This window comes from Bacillus sp. FSL K6-0268, assembly GCF_038005425.1.
Classification (GTDB): Bacteria; Bacillota; Bacilli; order Bacillales; family Bacillaceae_G; genus Bacillus_A; species Bacillus_A thuringiensis_S.
In genome coordinates, this window is record NZ_JBBOTF010000001.1 from 2,518,504 (window position 1) to 2,538,090 (window position 19,587).

Genomic DNA, 19,587 nt, shown 5'->3' on the forward strand with positions numbered 1-19,587 from the left:
ATAAAGAAAATACTTGGACGTCTCAAGATATTTCTAGATAATGGTCTTAGGATCATTTGGGACAATTCTGTATTCCCCTGTGGATTTACCACACGAAAAGAGTGTTTCTCAGTGAACGCGCGGGGCTCCCTACTCGCAGGCTGAGCAGCCTGATCCTCGAACCTAGATGTTAGTAGCTCTAGGGCGGCTTTCGATTCAGGACTAGCTCTTATACACGAGGTTGTTGGTCGGCGTACACACTAGAGATATCTCGAGACGTCCAAGCAATGATTCTAAATCGAAAGGAGGTCTCTTACGTGAGATTATTTGTTGGTCTAGATGTAAGTTCGTTTGATATGAAAGTTTGCTTTTTAAATGGTGAAGGAGAAAAGCTAGATTCTTTTTCAGTCAGTAATGACTTACCAGGTGCACAGGTACTTAAAGAACGATTATTACAGTGCACAACCAATCAAGAGGTTGAAACTTTAAAAATCGGCTTAGAATCTACATCTGTTTACAGTTTTCACCCATCCATGTTTCTCCATCATGACGAAGACTTAAAAAGATTTGGCACAAAGGTATTTCTTCTAAATCCAAAACAAGTCGCAAACTTCAAGAAAAGTTATTCAGACATGAATAAGACTGACGAAATTGATGCCTTTGTCATCGCTGATTATTTACGATTTGGGCGAAATCAAATGTCCATCGTGAAAGAAAGTCAATACGTGGCATTACAGCAATTAACAAGAGCTCGTTATCAACTCGTTAGAATGTTGACAAAGGAGAAACAACATTTTCTACAACACCTAAGTTATAAATGTAATACGTTCTCACAAGAAGTCGATTCTTCTATATTTGGTAACGCCATGATGGAATTGTTCCTTGAAAAATTCAGTCTAGAAGAGCTAGCTGACATGCCTTTAGAGGAACTCGCTGAGTTCCTACAGGAAAAGAGTAAAAATCGATTTGGTGACCCGAAATGTGTCGCATCAACCATTCAAAAGGCTGTTCGCACGTCGTACCGTTTAGATAAGGTGGTAGAAGACTCAATCGATATTCTTTTAGGAACATCAATCGAAATCATTCGTACCTATCAAAGACAAATTAAAGAACTAGAAAAATCTATTAAGCGGATCATGGCTGGATTAACGCAAACATTAGAATCCATTCCTGGAATCGGGCCTATATATGCCGCTGGTATTATCGCTGAAATTGGCCAAATCGAAAGATTTGACGATGAAACCAAAATCGCAAAATATGCCGGGTTATATTGGCGTACATACCAGTCTGGCCGGTTCACCGCTGAAAATACTTCATTATCTCGTAATGGGAATCATTACTTGCGGTATTACTTAGTTGAAGCCGCCAACTCTGTAAGAAAGCATGTATTGGAATACCAAGAATATTACGCAAAAAAGTATAATGAAGTACCAAAACATCAACACAAACGTGCACTCGTTCTAACCGCAAGAAAATTTGTGCGATTGGTGGATGCGCTACTACGTAATCACCAACTCTTTACGCCTGAAAGGTGTGTGAAAGTGTGACATAAAACTTGTCATCGCTACCTTTCAATCAATTCCAGTATTTTACATGCGGTGCTGGTCTAGTTTCGTGATGTCTTTTTTAAGCAATTTGTCCTTTGATAACTTCAAAATATATTATTTTTCAGTTGACATACTACCGCAGGTCTTTTCTCCATAAAGATTATACTTATATAATTATAGAAAACCATTGAAAAATCCTTCTTTTTTCTCAATTTTCTGTCTAATAATCTCGCAATTTGTACATATACCGTATAAAACATACAATTCCGTTGAAAAATATAGAAATTAAAGTCGGTTTATCCATGCTTTTCATCTATTTACCATTACAATGAAATGGTGTATTCTTAAGTTTGATAAAAAACAAATATTGAAATTCATTCGCCTTACTATGTAAAAAAGGCTTTATACCCATCTTTTGGGTGTTGTAATAAAGGAATGAAGAACTGGAGGAACATATGGTTACTAAGTTGAAACAAACGGATAACTACTTCCCACATTTCCTATTGCTATTCATTGTGTTTCAACCAATTTTAGATTTATTAACATCTTTTTCAATCTATATATTACACATGAACGCAACAGTTGGAGTTGTAGTCCGTTTCGCCTTTATGCTTCTTGCATTAGGATACCTACTTCTTCATCACAAACAACAAGATGCGAAAAAGTACATCCTCTATTTATGTTTACTCGGAATCGCACTCGCAATCGGTCTTGTAAATAATATGATGGTTAAATCTCCAGTTTCATTTGGAGAAGAAGTTAAATTCATCTTAAAGAGCATATATCCAATTGTGCTACTGTTTGGATATATTATCGCCTTTAAAGAGCTAAAAAATAAAGAGTATGTATTTCATAAAATCATTACATATTTCTTATATGCAACTTTAATTTTAAGCATTACAATGATTGTCGCAATGCAAACTGGAACAGATTTCCCAAGCTATCCTCACTCAAAAATCGGTTCAAGAGGTTGGTTCTTCGCTGGAAATGATTTAAGTTCTCTTTTCGCCATTATGTTCCCAATCATTGTCTTATATTCGATACATAAAACAACTTCTTTCTCGAAAATATATTACTGGATTCCAACAATACTTGCGATGTATGCAAGTATTATGGTCGGAACGAAAGTCGGATATGGCGCAATTGTTATTACATTAGGCGTAGCACTTTTCTTCTCATTCATTGAATACATGATAAATCGTAAAAAAGAAGGAAAGGGATTTACACATATTGTAAATACCATTATTGCCGCAGTTATACTAGGAGGTTTAATTGCTCTTACACCGCATACTCCTATCGCAAAAAATATGGGCATTCACATGCAAATATACGAATACAAAAAATCAGTACAAGAAGAGAAAGATCGAAAAGAAGGAAAAGTAATTAAAGAAGATCCAGAAGATGCAAAAAAACATGCAAAAGGTGAACTTACAGATTCTGAAGTGAAAAGTTTAATTTATAGTGATCGCGACAAATTCTTAAAAACATACAAACAATACTATAAAGACGCACCGCTTTCACAAAAACTATTCGGAATGGGTTACGCTGGTAACTACACAGATAAAATTAAATTAATTGAAATGGACTTCCATGACCTATTTTTCGCCTTTGGCATTGTCGGTTTCCTTCTTTACTTACTACCACTTCTATACTTTGGTATTAAATTATTCATCAGCATGATCACAAACTTTAAGAAAATCATGAAAGTAAAGTATATGCTATTAGCGAGCACACTCGTTCTATCACTTGGCATTGGTTTTATGTCTGGCCACGTATTAACAGCGCCAGCCGTTAGTATTTTCTTCGTTGTTATACTCGCTTATATCATTGTTGATTTTGAAATTGAATAGAAAGAAGGTGCTACGAAATGTCAGTAGCACCTTCTTTTTTATTTAATTAATGTTTTACGTACTCTAAGCTTTCTTTTGCGATATAGGCTTCAGTTACAGTAGGATTATCTGAAATAACTTTAATCCACGCTTTTCCATTTATTATTTCTTCACCAGTAACTGTGACAACTACATTTGTATTTAAACGATACAGTCGCTCATTTGATATACTAGGATTCTTTTTCACTTCTACGTTATTCATCACACGTGCAAGTTTATACTTGTTGTATTCTTTTTTACCTAAATAAGAATCAAAACGGTTCATATGCCCCGCTACTTTTTTACCCCAGTTCGCATCAGATGCATATTTCGCATTTAAACCAGCAGCTTTATCACCTGTATATGTTGCTGTATAACGCCAATGTCCTGGATTTAAATATCCTTCATTCATGTATAATTTTGCTGCATGTTCAATACAATCTTCTTTTGAATTAAATGCTTCCCCGTTACCATATGGACTATCGTCTGTTGCTTTTAAACCAAATAAATTATTTTTATCTTTTGCAAGAGCGCTTGTTCCATAATAACTTTCATGGATTGCTAATGAATATAAGAATAATGCATTTACATTATACTTGCTTTCTACTTCTTTAAATTTCTTTCCTAAACCAATTAATGGAGAGTCTGGCTTAATCGATTTCACATAACTATCTAGTTGTTCAGCTGTATAATTTGTTTTCGAACGTAATGATAAATAATTGAAATATTGATAGAAAGTTTCATCTCCAAATGTTTTTCCATCTACACTATACATTTGCTGTCCTTGCTTCATGAAAGAAGGTGCCACACCATATCTAAATTCTGTATATCCAGGTGAACTTGTATTATATGTATAATATTTATGGTATAAATATCCATCTGATTTCACATAATAAGACGACTGTTTCATTTCATTTGTAGGAATTAAAGTGATTTCATTCTTCTTCACATAACCTGTCAAACCAGAAAGTTGAACTTTCACACGATCTTCGCCAACTTCTAACACTTTCAATTCTGTTCCATACTGAATATACGTATATACTGTTGACAAATTCTCATCATAAATATTAATGATGTTTTGCCCAGTTATTCTTTTCGCACTTGCAAAACCATCTTTAATCCATAAGAATTCGTTCTCGTATTTTACCGCATTCATACCTTTATTTTGAGCAGCCGTAACTGCCTCTTTATACGTATTATAGCGCTCTACTTCTTGCTCTGTTCCGTTTTCTCTTACATTTGTCACAACATATTTCTTAGTTTCTACAGGATTGCTATTTCCGTTTTTTTCAATCGTCTGAAGCATACGATCCAACATAGCTGAAGCCATCCCTCTTGTAGCTGATAAATGTGGTCTAAATGTATTATCTTCTGGATACCCTTTAATAATTTGAGTAGCCACCATAACTTGTACATGCTCTTTATAGTTAATACTATCTTTATCAGTAAAGGTAAGCGGACTTACAGCTACTTTAATATTTTTATAGTCTAACGCTCGCTTTACCATTATCGACATTTCTTCACGTGTAATCACATCATTTGGTGAGAACGTCTCGTTCGTACGACCATTAATAATTTTCGCTCCATATGCTCTACTTACACCATCATATAAACCGTAAGTCTTCGGCACATCCTCGAAATTCGAATCAGCTTTCGGTAAATTTAAAGACCTTGCTATGAATGTAGCAAACTCTGCTCTTGTTACTAATTTATCAGGCGCATATACATTGTCTCCATACCCCATTAAAACTCCTTTAGTAATAAGTGAGCGCATATGCGTCTCAAACATATGTCCTGTAATATCATCATTTGCTGCATAACTTGAAATAGGAGTTAAAAGTAATGATCCCGTTAATGCCACTGCTGTTATACCTTTTGAAAAAGTCTTCAAGGTTATCCTCCTCGTAATCTACGAATTTATTATCACAAATTTGATTATATAATAATCACAATCATTTTAGCATAATAAATAGGAATTAAAATAAAACGTTTTTTAATTAGAATTTTCATTACATTCAAAACAAAATAAAAGACACTTTACTTTTTTAATAAAGTGCCTTTTTCCATATGATCAATGAGTTTCTTTGTTGCCTGTTTGCCTTGCAACCGAAGCTCATCTATTGTCAATTGTAACTCTTGCTGCACAGTTCCTTGTTGCATTAATTGCTTTTTCGCAATTTCATATAAATATTCAGCACTCCATTCGCCATCCACACTTCCTATAACTGGCTGATTCACTTGACTTAAAAACGAATCAATTTTCGGATCGTATGAAATCCCGACCATTGGAGTTTTGGCTACAGCAGAAAAAACAAGTGCATGAAGACGCATACCAATTAATAATGAACATTGTGATAAAATGAATATTTTCTCGTCGATATCCATTTTATATGGAAGCATATACGTCTCTTCTCCCATTAAGTCTACTACTTCACGCGAAGCTTTTTGATCAAATGGCTCATGCATTGGAACAAATAGAATTTGGTATCCTTCTTGCTTTAATTTTTTTAATGCCGTAGCTAATTTTTTTACATAATCTTCTTTTGAATTCCAATAACGCACACTAACCGCGATTACTTTTCCATGTATCGAATGCTTTTGCAACCAATCCGATTGTTTTGTCCGTTTCCATGTTAAAACAGGGTCTGGAACAATTTCAATATCGTTTTTTATGCCAAGTTCTTTTAAATATAAAAACGAATCTTCATCTCGAACTGATACATAGGAAGCTTTTGACAAGTTCCATTTTACTAATAGACGATTATATCCTTTTGTAATTGGACCTATTCCTTGTGAATAAATATAATACGGCTTTTTTAATAATCGAGCGAGTCCCATAATACCCGTATAATATAGAATACTCTTCGTACTTGTCTGATCTTGAAGAAGGCTCCCGCCACCGCTAATAACTCCATCACTGTTTTTGATTGCATGATAAACAGCTTTTATATTCCAGCGATCTACCGATTCTACACCATACCTTTCCTTTGTATATTTAGAATCATTTGATAGTACTACTAGTTCTATATCCGGGTTCTCTTTACTTAACGATTCAATAATTGATTGTAGAATCGCCTCGTCTCCAACATTATAAAAACCATAATATCCTGATAAGACTAAACGCACCCTAAATCTCCTCCAAAACTAGGTAACCGTTTATTTCATCTAACATAAACTGGTACCCATTCCTTACCTAAACACTTAATACCCTACATAGTTTCCTCTTTATCAGCTCATATGAATTTTAATAAAAAATTAAATTTTTATATTTATCTTTTCAAAAATGGTATTTTTTTTATTGATATCCATTTTAATTTCAAAGCACATACACCATACAAAATGGTTGTAATACTTAATGCTATACCACTGAATAATAACGTCATAATTCTTGAAGATGTAACATCTATCACATTACATAGTTCATACAATCCTAGTCCGAAAATACATGCTATTGCTAGCACACCGAAAAAGTTTTTGAAATGAATAGAATAGGCAATATAGCTTCGAATATACAAATGATTTACAATACAAATCAATACGTAAGTAATGAATGTACTATACGCCGCTCCATCTATGCCAAACTTCTGCACTAACATAATGTTTAACACGACTTTCACACAACTCGCGCCAATAACAATCCATGCAGCTTGTGCAGAACGATTAATCCCCTGTAAAACACCTATTGATAATACCATAACCGCAGTAAAATACGAACTGCCAATCATAACTGTTAACATACTACTGCCTTTTACGTCTGTGAACAATCCGACATTTAACGGTACTGTTAATGCCATCAACCATACTGTTAATGGTGCTGTCAAAACATGCGCTAGTCGATTTGTATTTTGAATTGTTATTTTCGCCAAATTTATATCTCTTTTGGCCAATGCGGAAGTTAAGAGTGGTATTAACGGAAATACAATTGCACTTGCAAAAATAACAATTATTTGCGTGAATGCAAAACCGCGACTGTATATTCCAAATTGTTCTTGAATTTCTGTTGATGATCCTTGTAATACATGCGGTATTGTAAGCGAGTCTACTAAATTTAAAAGCGGCATTGATAAAGCTCCGATAGCGATTGGGATCGATACCCGCAATATCTTTTTGCCGTTTTCTCTTAAATCTCGGAGCGAATAGGAATTGCTTTTATTGTAGTATGGACTTCTATTATATTTTATACGCAAATATATAAGCGAACTAATGACTCCAAGAAAAGAGCCAACCATCGCACCACTAGTAATAACAGTATTACTCTTATCCCACGATACTAGTATGTAAGCAATTATTAACATAAAAAACACACGGACAAATTGCTCAATGACTTGTGATACTCCTGTTGGTTTCATATCACCGAAACCTTGGAAATACCCTCTATACACCGCCATGTATGGCGCAATGAGTAATGCTAATGAAGTAATAAGCAACGGCATTCTAGTTTCTTGTCCACCGAGCATATTTGCAATTTCAATAGAAAATAATACAATGACTAAACAGCCGAAAACGCCAAATGCTATCCCTATAATTGACGCTGATTTAAATAATTTCGCAATTTCCTTTTGCTTATTTTTTTCGTTCAACTCTGCAATTAGTTTCGAAATTGCAAGTGGAACTCCGGCTACCGATAATGTAAGAGCAATCATATATACAGGAAAAACAAGGCGGAAAATACCTAGCACTTCATCTCCTGCAATATTTTGTAATGGAATTTGAAAAAAACTACCAAGCAATTTCGACAAAAAAGTTGTAATGGTTAAAATTGCTGCTCCTTTTACAAATGTTTTATTCATATTTTTTCTCTTTTCTTTTATACATATACTCTCAAACATATTGTTTTAAACGATAGGGATTCACTTTATCCCATTGGTTATCATAACAAATTTATTATAGGTTGAATACTTGGTTTTTTTTTCAAAATAGAAAACAGAACCAATTCAAACCTATCTCTTCACAATTTTTTCTAATTCCTTCCATTATATATGTACACATTATAACCGTTTCTGTTACGCAAAAAGAGCTCTTCCTCTCTATCACTGCGATACATATTACTAAAAACATTATAAGAATATCCCACAACTCTACATTATAATTTATGTAAAGTTGTGAGATATTCTAATTGCCATCTAAACACTTAAGATTTTCAATTGCTCTTTCTGTTCATCGCTTGCCATTACTACAATTGTTTTTTCAATACTTGGATGTACTTGCTCAAGCTTTACACTTGCCCCTACTTTATTTGATTGCTCAACAAAATTTAATAATGCCATAGCTCCTGATACATCCATATAACGCACATCTTTCATACGTAATACAACTGGTGACTTCACATCTTGTAAAGTAGAGAAAATACGATCTACTGATAGGAAAGAGAGCGGTCCTTGAATTGTATACGTTTCTTCTCTTTCTTTTACGATAGAAGTTTTACGTTCTTTACATTTCACCATATATATGATGAACGAAAGAATAATACCGAATGCAACGGCAATCATTAAATCGAACTTCACCGTTACAATCATCGTTACGAGCATAACAACGACATCACCTTTAGGAGCGACATGCATCTTTTTCATGCTTTCCCAATCGAACATTCCAATACCAGTTAAAATTAAAATACCTGATAATACAGCAAGTGGAATATATTGTACGACCGAACCAAGACCCATAATAAAAATAAATAAGATAACACTATGCATACATGCCGAAAGTGCCGTTTTACCACCACTTCTTATATTCACGATAGATCTTACAGTCGCACCTGCACCTGCTAATCCGCCAAACAATCCGCTCATCATATTACCGATACCTTGTCCAACAAGCTCTTTATTACTTTTATGACGCGTACCTGTCACATTATCCATTACGACCGATGTTAACAACGAGTCAATCGATCCTAATAAAGCAATACTAAGCGCTGGTAAAATAAGTGCTGCTATTCCTGTTCCACTTAAAGATGGAATATGAAGCGTAGGCATCGCTTCTGGAATGGTTCCAATCTTTTCAATTACTTTATTTAGTGAAAGATTTCCGATAATCGGTAACTTTACTGCAAGTCCTTCGAGTAGAGAAGAAAATAAAGGAAGCAAAGCTGTCACACCGACTAGTGCTACTAAACTAGACGGAATCGCCTTAATCCATTTGCCAGAAACAATCATTACAATAATCGTTAACACAACAAGTAGAAAACTATTTTGTACATGCTTTATTTCACCTAAAATAATGATTAATGCAATACCATTCATAAATCCTGAAACGACAGGATACGGAATATATCGAACGTAAGAACCGAGCTTACATACACCGAATAAAATTTGAAATAATCCTGCCATCATAAAGGCAATAAAACTTGCCTCTAACCCGTGCGTCGCAATAACTCCAGTTGCGATAACGGTAATTGGTCCAGTTGGCCCCGTTACTTGCCCAGGTGTCCCGCCAAATAACGCTGCGAATAAACCTGCAAAAATCGCACCATATAATCCAACAAGCGCTCCCTCAGACGTTCCTGTCGCAGCAATACCAAATGCAATCGCAAGTGGTAACGCAACAATCGCAACAGTAAATCCTGCTAAACATTCCTTTGCTATTTTTTGAAACATAAAAAACCCACCTTTGTATAAAGTCCATGTTCCATTGTACACCTAAAAAGATACATTCGTTAGCTCACTTTTTACATTCTCGTGACGTAAACGGATTTAATGAAAAGTTTCCCCCTTATCTTTGGAAACAATTGCAACTATGCTATAATGAACAAATTAAATCTTTTACTATATACTTGGAGGCACTATGCTAACTTTTGAAGAAAAATTATCGATTATTGAATCTTTCCCAGAACTAGAAAGAAAGAACGTATCATTAAAACGTGTAAACTTCCACTTTGAAGAAAGTCGTTTAGATAAAAAGAACGTTGTATTTCATTTACACCCAAATGGAAATGGATTTGTGTATGCAAGCGGTATTAAAGGTTACAAAACGGATGATAAAGGTATGGTTAACATCCGCGAGTTTTCAGCAGAAGAGTTACGTTCAGTAATTGAGAAATCAATTGACCTTCTATCACAAGAAGAAGTAGTAGCACCTGTAGAACCTGCGAAAGAAGAAGAATGGCAGAACGAAGATGGTCATATTCTTACTCTTATTTCAGAGGATGACATGTGGAACGTGTACGCTGGTGTAAACTTAGACGGTACATTCAACTCTTATCCAGAAGCTGCGGAATACCTTGATGAAGAAGGTTTTTCACGCAAATAAAAATAGAAAGTGGGTATCCCCCACTTTCTATTTTTTTGTCCCTTTCAATGACTCCCTCAGCACAAACTTCTGCAACTTCCCGCTCGCATTACGCGGAAGTTCATCTACAAATAAATAATGACGCGGACGCTTATAATCTGCTAATTCGTCACTTTCTTTGCAATACGTTTCTAAATCAGCTTCTGTTATTGTTTCATCTTTCTTCACAATAACTGCCACCACACGCTCTCCCCATAATTCATCTGGCTCACCAAGTACCGCCACATCTAATATACCGTGATGACTATGAAGGAAATCTTCAATTTCACGAGGGTAAATATTTACACCACCGCTAATTACCATATCATCAACGCGATCTGCAACGAATAAATAACCATCTTTATTGAAGTATCCTAAATCACCAGAATGATACCATCCTTTATACATCGATTTTTTATTTGCCTCTTCGCGATTATGATAGCCAGCCATCATAGTTGGGCCACGTAAAATAATTTCTCCCACCTCATAAGGAGGTAATACATCATCTGGTTCTGCCGGTGCCTCCTCGTTCGGTTTCACAATACGAACTTCGTGGCTAAAGCATGGCGTGCCTGCTGAACCAGCTTTCGTAATTTGATCCTCCTCTACGAGAAACGCAACAACTGGTCCCATTTCTGTCATTCCGTATATTTGAACAAGGTCAATATAAAGACGTTCTTTACATTCCTTCACTAACGCCGGCGCCATTGCCGCTCCGCCATATATACCAATTTTCATTGAAGTTAAATCATACTGAGTTAAATCTTTTTGCAACAACATATTCCACATCGTCGGTGCTGCAAAGAACGTCGTAATCTTTTCTTCTTGAATCGTATGTAATACTGTTTCTGTATCAAAATGATGCAAAATAACATTCTTCCCGCCAACTTGAATGCGTGGTATGATTCCGGCATTTAATTCACCACAGTGATATAAAGGCGCAACAACAAGCCCCACACTATCTCTATTATATTTTAGGAAATACGTACAAATCATACTATGCTCAGCCATTTCACGATGACGATGTAACACACCTTTCGGATGACCTGTCGTACCGCTCGTATAAAGCATAGAACAAAAGTCCATTTCATCAATTTCGATATTTACTTTCTCAGAAGATGCTGCATTCACTTTTTCATGGTAGGAACTTGCATAGGAAGGTTTATCGTTTTCTATAGACCAAAAAGATGTATTTGGAAAATCTCGTTCAATGATAGCAACAGTTGACTCAACTGCTTTTTCAAAGACAACGACTTTCGAGGATGCGTCCTGAAGAATATAAGATACTTCTTTCGCCTTTAAACGAAAGTTAATTGGGTTAAAAATCGCACCAATTTTCGCACAAGCTAAGTAAACGTTTACAAATTCATGGCAGTTATATAAGTAAACAGATACCGTATCTCCCTTTCTTACTCCGTCTTCTAATAAAGCGTGTGCCGTTTTATTTATTTGTTCGTCCCACTGTTTATATGTCCAGCGAATATTTTTTTCAGGTTCCACTAACGCCTCTTTATTCGGATACTTACCAACAGATAAATCAAAAATTCTCCCTATCGTCATGTACATGCCAACAATTTCCCCCTTTTCTCTTTCATAAATCTATCATTTCGTCCATAAGTAGACATTGTCCTTCAATGTTTTGACTAATTTTTCTGATTATTATCGACATAGTTTTACAACACGTGCAAACCTTTGATACATGAAATTATATTGGCGATTTTTCAAATATATCGACCGCAATTCAATTTATAGCAGCGATTTTTCGAATATATCGCCTTACTGACAAAAGCTGACAATATAAAAAAGAGAGTGTTCCGATTTGGAACACTCTCCCTCTTATACAAATAGCTCTTCTAAAATTTTCAGTTTATCTTCTGTATATTTTACAAAGCCATCGTTATATGATTTTGGATCTTTCGGATTTGCGAAGTGCGTAATTGCCCCCGTCTTCGGATGAACAAATTTACTTGATGCACCGCAACCAAGTCCGATAATTGATTGTACTTCTTCCATAATGACAATGTTGTAAATACTCTCTTGCGTCGGCATTGCATAACCAACGTTCTCTAAGTTACCTAAAATATTCTTTTGACGATATAGGTAATATGGTACGTAATTATGCTTTTGCGTCCACTCTTCTGCTTCGTGCATCATCGCTGTAATCTCTTCGCGACCTGCTACTTTATATTTACGTTTGTTTTGCGTCATTTCAGAAGCACGTTTAAATGATAACGTATGAACTGTTAATGATTCTGGCATTAACTTTTCTGTTTCATCTAACGTATGCTTGAAGATATCTAACCCTTCACCAGGAAGACCAATAATTAAGTCCATATTAATATTGTTCATTCCCATTTCACGAGCTAAATGGTATTTCTCAATTGTTTCTTCTACAGTATGGTGACGTCCAATTGCTTTTAGTGTCTCTTGATGATATGACTGCGGATTAATACTAATACGGTCAATGTTCCATTTATTTAACACTTCTAGCTTTGCTGGCGTGATCGTATCTGGACGACCTGCCTCAACTGTTACTTCACGTACATTTTTCACGTCTGGGAACGCTTCGTACATTTCTTCATACAGCATATCCATCTCTTCTGCTGTAATACTTGTAGGTGTACCGCCGCCATAATAAATCGTCGTAACTTTCACACCTTTTTCTTTTAAAAACTTACCAATTTCACGAACTTCATAATGTAAACCACCTAAGAACGAATCAACAGACCCTTGGCGTCCATTAATCGCATAAGCCGGGAATGTACAGTATGCACATTTCGTTGGGCAGAACGGAATACCGATATAAATACTTACTTCTTCTTTCAAACGGTATAAATCCGGAACAACTGCTAATTGGCAATCAACAATGCGCTGAAGAAGTTCAATTTTCTCTTCATGAATTAAATAACTTTCACGAAGTTCTTGATGCGCTTCTTCCTTTGACATACCATTTTGAAGCATTTTATGAAGAAGTTTCGTCGGACGTACTCCCGTTAAAATACCCCAGCTTTGTTCAAGTCCAGTTAACTGCTGAAGAACAGAAAGATATACATAAGAAACAACGTGCTTCACTTGCTTCATACGCTCTTTTTCATCTGTGAAAGCAGATAAATCTTTCGAGAATGTTTCTTCATACACATTTCCTGTGCTAACATCCGTTAATCGAGCGGATGCTTTCACATTATCCTCAATGTGTATATCAACGATCAGATTCGCTTCCTCTTGTTCAAATCCAATCGTACTATCTTCAAAAAATAAGCCGCCAATATTTTGTAGCGGACGTAAAAAACGATCATCTTGTAACGTTTTAATTGAAATTAACACATTATCACCTTTTCATTTGCAAACTCTCTTTAGTTTACTTGAAGGGCGTTTACAGGTCAATACAGAAGGTTTTACCTGTTTCTCTTACATTTTTTCAAATAATTCTTTTTATGAATATCGCTCATGTATATAGACATCCTGATTTTCTCTTGTTAAAATTTATTAGTACAAAAAATCGTTACATAGCGAAAATACAATATATAAAGGAGGAATGTTAACACTAGATTCCATAATCTAATGTGTTAAAAAAAATATGAAAAAGAAATTTTATAGTGTATTAACTCTCTCTCTTGCATTACAAACTGTTCTTGCACCTACTTATTCATTTGCAGAGAGTGCTGAAAAATCCGCCGAAGTATATACGGAGGATCAAGTTTTTAAAAGTATTAAAGAGCATGTTAATGAGCATAGTACTCATGAAGAAGATATCGAGGTTACTGGTCAATTCCTACTATACACTTCAAAAAAACATTCATTATATACCGCGAATGATTTAAAAAACAAATCGAATATGGAGATTACAGAACAAGTCGTAACGGCGACAAAGAAAAAAGGAAATGCTTACTACATAACGACGTCAACTGGCGCTGGATGGATAGATAACAATGATAATAGCTTAGAAGTTCAAGAGATTCATAAACTATCTAACCAAAAATTAATCGTAAAAGAAGAAGCTTCCATACATGCACTTCCGTTCCAATCGTTTAACGAAGAAGGGAAACTACAGCCACAAGTCATTACTCCTACTGAACAAGCTGGAAATTGGTTTAAAGTCCAAATAAATGAAACAGCAAAATGGATTTATGCACCTTCTGCTACATTTGAAGGTACAAAAGCTTCATTACTAAAAAACGTTCGTTCTGCTAAAAATAGTTTATTAAGAGCTCCAGATGCTCTACAAACAAACAATATTTATGGCGTTACATTTAAAGAAATGATTGTCCCTAAAGGAAATGACGATATTCGCCCTGGCTACCCGATGGTACCTAAATATATTACGATTCACGAAACGGCTAATACAGCGAAAGGTGCTAATGCTCTAAATCATGCAAAATTCTTAGATAATCAAGCACGCGGAACAGCTGATCGCGCCGCATCTTGGCATTTCACAGTAGATGATAAAGAAATTTATCAACATCTTCCAGTAAATGAAGTTGGATGGCATGCTGGAAATAAAACTGGAAACTATGAATCTATCGGAATTGAAATTGCCGTTAATCAAGATGGAAACTATGAAAAAGCGGTAGAAAATGCCCGTAAATTGGCAGCTTATTTAATGAACGACTTAAATATTTCTCTAGATAAGGTCCAAAAACATCAATTTTGGTCAGGGAAAAACTGCCCTGCGTTTATGATTCAACGCGGACAATGGAATGCTTTCTTAAAAGGAACTGAAACATACTATAAGGAAAACCAAAAAGATCCAGTAACTGATGACATTACAGGTGGATGGTATGAACAAGACATTCGTCAATTAGCAGCTAGAGGCATTATGCAAGGAGAAGGGAACGGCAAGTACTTCCCAGAACGTCTTGTAACGCGTGCTGAATTCGCTACACTAATTACTCGTGCTTTACAATTACCAAGTGGAAATGCTAAGTTCACAGACTTAGAACAAGTACACCCATCTTTAAGAGACGGTATTAATCGTGCAGCAAGCGCAGGCATAATCCGCGGACGTGGTGATAATACATTTGATCCAAATACCACAATTACACGTGAAGAAGCTGTTATTATGATTGATCGTTCTCTAAAACACGCTGGTATTTTTGCAAAACAAGTTGAACTACCATTTGTAGACCAAAACTTAATTTACGCTAAACAAGAAGTACAAAGAGTGTATGGATTTGGAATTGTAAAAGGTAATGAATTCAATCAATTCGTACCAAAAGGACCATCACAACGCGCTCACGCAGCTGCATTTATAAACAGAATGCTTAGCGTAATTGAAGCTTAAAATATTTATCATTCCATATAGATATTTACATTTTATCTGTATTCACTTAAAAGGCATCAGAGACTATATATCTCTGATGCCTTTTATACATCTGTTAGCTATTTTTAGCCATGAATCTTAATCGTATTCCTAATAACAGAAGCATAAAACCGATGAATGGAACGTAATTCGTATTGTGTCCTGTAGCTGGAAGTTGTTGATTATTAGAAGAACCTTGTCCTTTTTCTGGTAAATTAGGTTTTTCTACTCCCTCACCTGGTTTTTCTGTTCCTTCACCCGGCTTCTCTGTTCCTTCATCTGGCTTTTCTGTTCCTTCACCCGGCTTTTCTGTTCCTTCACCCGGCTTTTCTGTTCCTTCACCCGGCTTTTCTGTTCCTTCACCTGGTTTTTCCGGACCTTTTTCTGTATCTTTTTTATTTGTAATTTGAAGCTTTACAACTTCAATTTTTTCATTAGAAATCGTAAATTTCATTTCCTTATTGGATAAAGTGTATCCTTCTGGCGCTTGGATTTCTTTTAAAGTGTAATCTCCTGGTTCTAACTTCTTAGAAGTCGCTTTACCGCTCTTGTTTGTTGTTAATGTGTCGATTTTTGTTCCGTCTTTCCAAATTTCAAACACTGCGCCTGCTAAAGTTTTATTTGTATTATTGGCATCTACCTTTGTAATTTCTAATTGACCTGTAATTTCTTCTTTCACTTTTTCATTCATAACTTCTTGTTTTACTACTTCGTTCGCTATAACATTTACTTCTACTGTTACTTCTAACGCCTTATAACCTTCTGGCGCTTTTGTTTCCTCTAACGTGTACTTTCCTGGCACTAAGTTTTCGAATTTCACAACACCTTCTTTATTCGTTGTTTTCGCTTCTTCAACTACTTGACCAGCTTCGTTCTTTAATTTAAATTCTGCACCCGCTAGAACTTTTCCACTCTCTGCATCCTTTTTGATTACTTGTAAGCTTCCTAGTTCTTTTGCGTTTTCTACTTGTACTTCTACTACTTTGTTTGCTTCCACAACGACTTCAATTTCTTCTTTTAACAACTTATATCCTAGTGGTGCTTTCGTTTCTTTTAATGTGTACTTTCCTGGTTCTAATTTCTGTGAAACTACTTTACCAGTTTTATCTGTTCGTAACGTATCTACTTTTTTACCATCTTTATACACTTCGAATTCTGCACCTGATAACAATTTCGTTTTATCATTCGCATCTACTTTCATGATTTCGAATTGACCCATTACTTTTTCATTCATGACTTCTTGTTTTACTACTTCGTTCGCTACAACGTTCACTTCTACTGTCACTTCTAGCGCTTTATAACCTTCCGGCGTTTTCGTTTCCTCTAACGTGTACTTTCCTGGCACTAAGTTTTCGAATTTCACAACACCGTCTTTATTCGTTGTTTTCGCTTCTCCAACTACTTGACCAGCTTCGTTCTTTAATTTAAATTCTGCACCTGCTAGAACTTTTCCACTCTCTGCATCCTTTTTGATTACTTGTAAGCTTCCTAGTTCTTTCGCATTTTCTATTTGTACCTCTACTACTTTGTCTGCTTCCACAACGACTTCAATTTCTTCTTTTAACAATTTATATCCTTGTGGTGCTTTCGTTTCTTTTAATGTGTATGTTCCTGGTTCTAATTTCTGAGAAAATACTTTACCAGTTTTATCTGTTCGTAACGTATCTACTTTTTTACCATTTTTATACACTTCGAATTCTGCATCTGATAATACTTTCGTTTTATCTTCCGCATCTACTTTCACGATTTCAAATTGACCCGTTACTTTTTCGGAGATCTTTTTATTCACCACATCTACAGTCACTACTTTATTAGCCTCTACATCAACAGAAACTGAACTAGATGATAATTCATATCCTTTCGGTGCTTCTACTTCTTTTAATGTATAGCTTCCAACTGGAAGTTGTTTCGATAAGGCTTCACCTTTATCATCTGTAACAATTGTTTCCACAACTTTCCCATCTTTATCGATAACATCAAATTTTGCACCTGGTAGAAGTTGACCAGATTCACTATCTTTTTTCAATAATTTAAATTGGCCATTCTCTACTTTTCTCGTATTCTTCATAACAAGTTCAATTACGTTTGTATTATCAATTGTTACTTTGACTGGTGTATCAACTTTTATATATCCTTCTGGTGCATTTATTTCTTTTACAAAATAGTCACCAAGTGGTAAATCTTTAACTTCCGCAATACCCTTTTCGTTTGTTGTAACAGTAGCCACAACGTTATTATCTTTGTCTATAACATCAAATTTTGCGTCTTTTAAAACAATGTTTTCATCGTTTTCATCAACTTTTTTAATTTGTAAATGTCCTTTTTCAGTTGCTGGCTTATTCCACTTTGGCCAGTTAAATTTAAAGTTATGAACCTCAAAACCATCTCTTTGGTGTAATCCTCCAACATAGGCTTGTCCATTAATAGAACCACCTTTTGTTTCTACAACTGCATTAGGTGCAAACACACTACCTACTACACCATAACCTTTAGTTGTTATCTTTGTAGCATTAGGAAATACCCAAATTACCTTACTAGCTAACTCAGTAAAAGATGAATTAGGATCGTATGCTTGAGATGTATTAATTAAATCCGTCGCCATCCCAGTATTTCTTGTATCATACAAAATTGCACCGCCACCAAAACTCACTTCTTCTGCATCTGAATAAATAACAATAAAGTCTTTATTCTCTACATTCGGAAGAAAAACGTCTTTTACATCAAATGTTTTCTTTCCAGTTTGGCCTGAAGAGACATAAATATTAGGGTTATTTACATCTTCACCGATGCCAAAGCTCATATTAAGTTTTGGCTTATCAGTCTGTAGTTTACTTGCATCCCCGATTACACCATCAACGTCTTTTCTAAATTCTTTAAACTTAGCATCAATCTCCGCTTGCTCTTTATAAGAGATACGGTCATATGATGTTTTCATTGCTCCATCTGGGTCACCGTCTTTTGTCATCGCCACTGTTCCATCTTGAATAATTACCTGTCCTGCTCCCGCTTTCGTAAATTGACCGCCTAGTAATAATGATGGATATCCTTCATCTACCCAAGTTGCTCCAGCTAAGTTATTTGCTCCAGTTGCAGCCGCTACGACTGTATAACTTGATGCGTTCATATTTTTCTGAACAGCCATCGCACCTTCAATATCCGCACTCGTTGCACTATGATCTCCAAAAATGATGGCGTTGTAATAAGATACATCACCTAAACCCTTTAATTCTTTTGTAGCTGCCTCTGCTTTAAATGGTAAGTGGATTAAAAAATTCATACATATTAGTAATACAACTATTAAACTACTACTTAACTTTTTAATTTTTTGATTAAATGATTTCCTCAAGAAATTCATTCCCCCTTTTAAACTTCCTAAAACCACAAAAAGAAGTACATATCATATGTACCAAACCTTACTCACATTAACTTAAAATAATCCATTTAAATAAAACAAAGAAACACTACAACTACTTAATAAGATTGCTACAATTCATTTTTGAAATAATACGTGAACTAAACTGTCATGCGGAAATACTTTTACGTATGGGAGCCCAATAAAATTAATCTGAAGAATATTTCATGTGGTGTAACTATTTTGGCAACATCATTCACTTTACATTAGTTTTCTAAA

General features: G+C 35.3%; 11 protein-coding genes. 4 read left to right on the forward strand and 7 right to left on the reverse strand.

What is annotated here, in order from left to right; all coding sequences use genetic code 11:
- The first annotated feature begins 296 nt into the window (after positions 1 to 296).
- On the forward strand, positions 297 to 1,526 hold the full coding sequence (locus MHI28_RS13000; protein WP_100909797.1) for an IS110 family transposase: 1,230 nt from the start codon (positions 297 to 299) through the stop codon (positions 1,524 to 1,526).
- Positions 1,527 to 1,981: 455 nt separating this feature from the next.
- Positions 1,982 to 3,376, forward strand: coding sequence for an O-antigen ligase family protein (locus MHI28_RS13005; RefSeq protein ID WP_340828023.1), 1,395 nt, complete (start codon positions 1,982 to 1,984; stop codon positions 3,374 to 3,376).
- A 46-nt stretch (positions 3,377 to 3,422) separates the two neighbouring features.
- Here MHI28_RS13005 and MHI28_RS13010 read toward each other — a convergent pair whose 3' ends face one another.
- The 4 genes from MHI28_RS13010 to MHI28_RS13025 form a co-directional block, all read right to left on the reverse strand.
- A complete protein-coding gene (locus MHI28_RS13010; RefSeq protein ID WP_086413130.1) occupies positions 3,423 to 5,285 on the reverse strand; it encodes an S-layer homology domain-containing protein in 1,863 nt (620 codons plus the stop codon).
- Positions 5,286 to 5,431: 146 nt separating this feature from the next.
- Positions 5,432 to 6,520, reverse strand: coding sequence for a polysaccharide pyruvyl transferase CsaB (gene csaB / locus MHI28_RS13015; protein WP_086413131.1), 1,089 nt, complete (start codon positions 6,518 to 6,520; stop codon positions 5,432 to 5,434).
- A gap of 143 nt (positions 6,521 to 6,663) precedes the next feature.
- On the reverse strand, positions 6,664 to 8,184 hold the full coding sequence (locus MHI28_RS13020) for a putative polysaccharide biosynthesis protein (RefSeq protein ID WP_086413132.1): 1,521 nt from the start codon (positions 8,182 to 8,184) through the stop codon (positions 6,664 to 6,666).
- Positions 8,185 to 8,517: 333 nt separating this feature from the next.
- Entirely contained in the window at positions 8,518 to 9,987 is a 1,470-nt protein-coding gene (locus MHI28_RS13025) for a SulP family inorganic anion transporter (RefSeq protein ID WP_000486648.1), read from the reverse strand.
- A 187-nt stretch (positions 9,988 to 10,174) separates the two neighbouring features.
- Between MHI28_RS13025 and MHI28_RS13030 the strand changes: the two genes are divergently transcribed.
- Entirely contained in the window at positions 10,175 to 10,639 is a 465-nt protein-coding gene (locus MHI28_RS13030) for a hypothetical protein (RefSeq protein WP_000954998.1), read from the forward strand.
- Between the two features lie 27 nt (positions 10,640 to 10,666).
- On the opposite strand, the gene MHI28_RS13035 is transcribed toward MHI28_RS13030, so the two are convergent.
- Entirely contained in the window at positions 10,667 to 12,223 is a 1,557-nt protein-coding gene (locus MHI28_RS13035; protein ID WP_340828024.1) for a fatty acid--CoA ligase, read from the reverse strand.
- A gap of 270 nt (positions 12,224 to 12,493) precedes the next feature.
- Positions 12,494 to 13,981, reverse strand: coding sequence for a coproporphyrinogen III oxidase (locus MHI28_RS13040; RefSeq protein WP_000908777.1), 1,488 nt, complete (start codon positions 13,979 to 13,981; stop codon positions 12,494 to 12,496).
- Positions 13,982 to 14,234: 253 nt separating this feature from the next.
- On the opposite strand from MHI28_RS13040, the gene MHI28_RS13045 reads away from it, so the two are divergent.
- Complete coding sequence (locus tag MHI28_RS13045; protein ID WP_000726534.1) at positions 14,235 to 15,938, forward strand: S-layer homology domain-containing protein; 1,704 nt, start codon at positions 14,235 to 14,237, stop codon at positions 15,936 to 15,938.
- A gap of 94 nt (positions 15,939 to 16,032) precedes the next feature.
- Here MHI28_RS13045 and MHI28_RS13050 read toward each other — a convergent pair whose 3' ends face one another.
- Positions 16,033 to 19,302, reverse strand: a complete 3,270-nt coding sequence (locus MHI28_RS13050) for a SpaA isopeptide-forming pilin-related protein (protein WP_340828025.1) — start codon at positions 19,300 to 19,302, stop codon at positions 16,033 to 16,035.
- Positions 19,303 to 19,587: the final 285 nt, after the last annotated feature.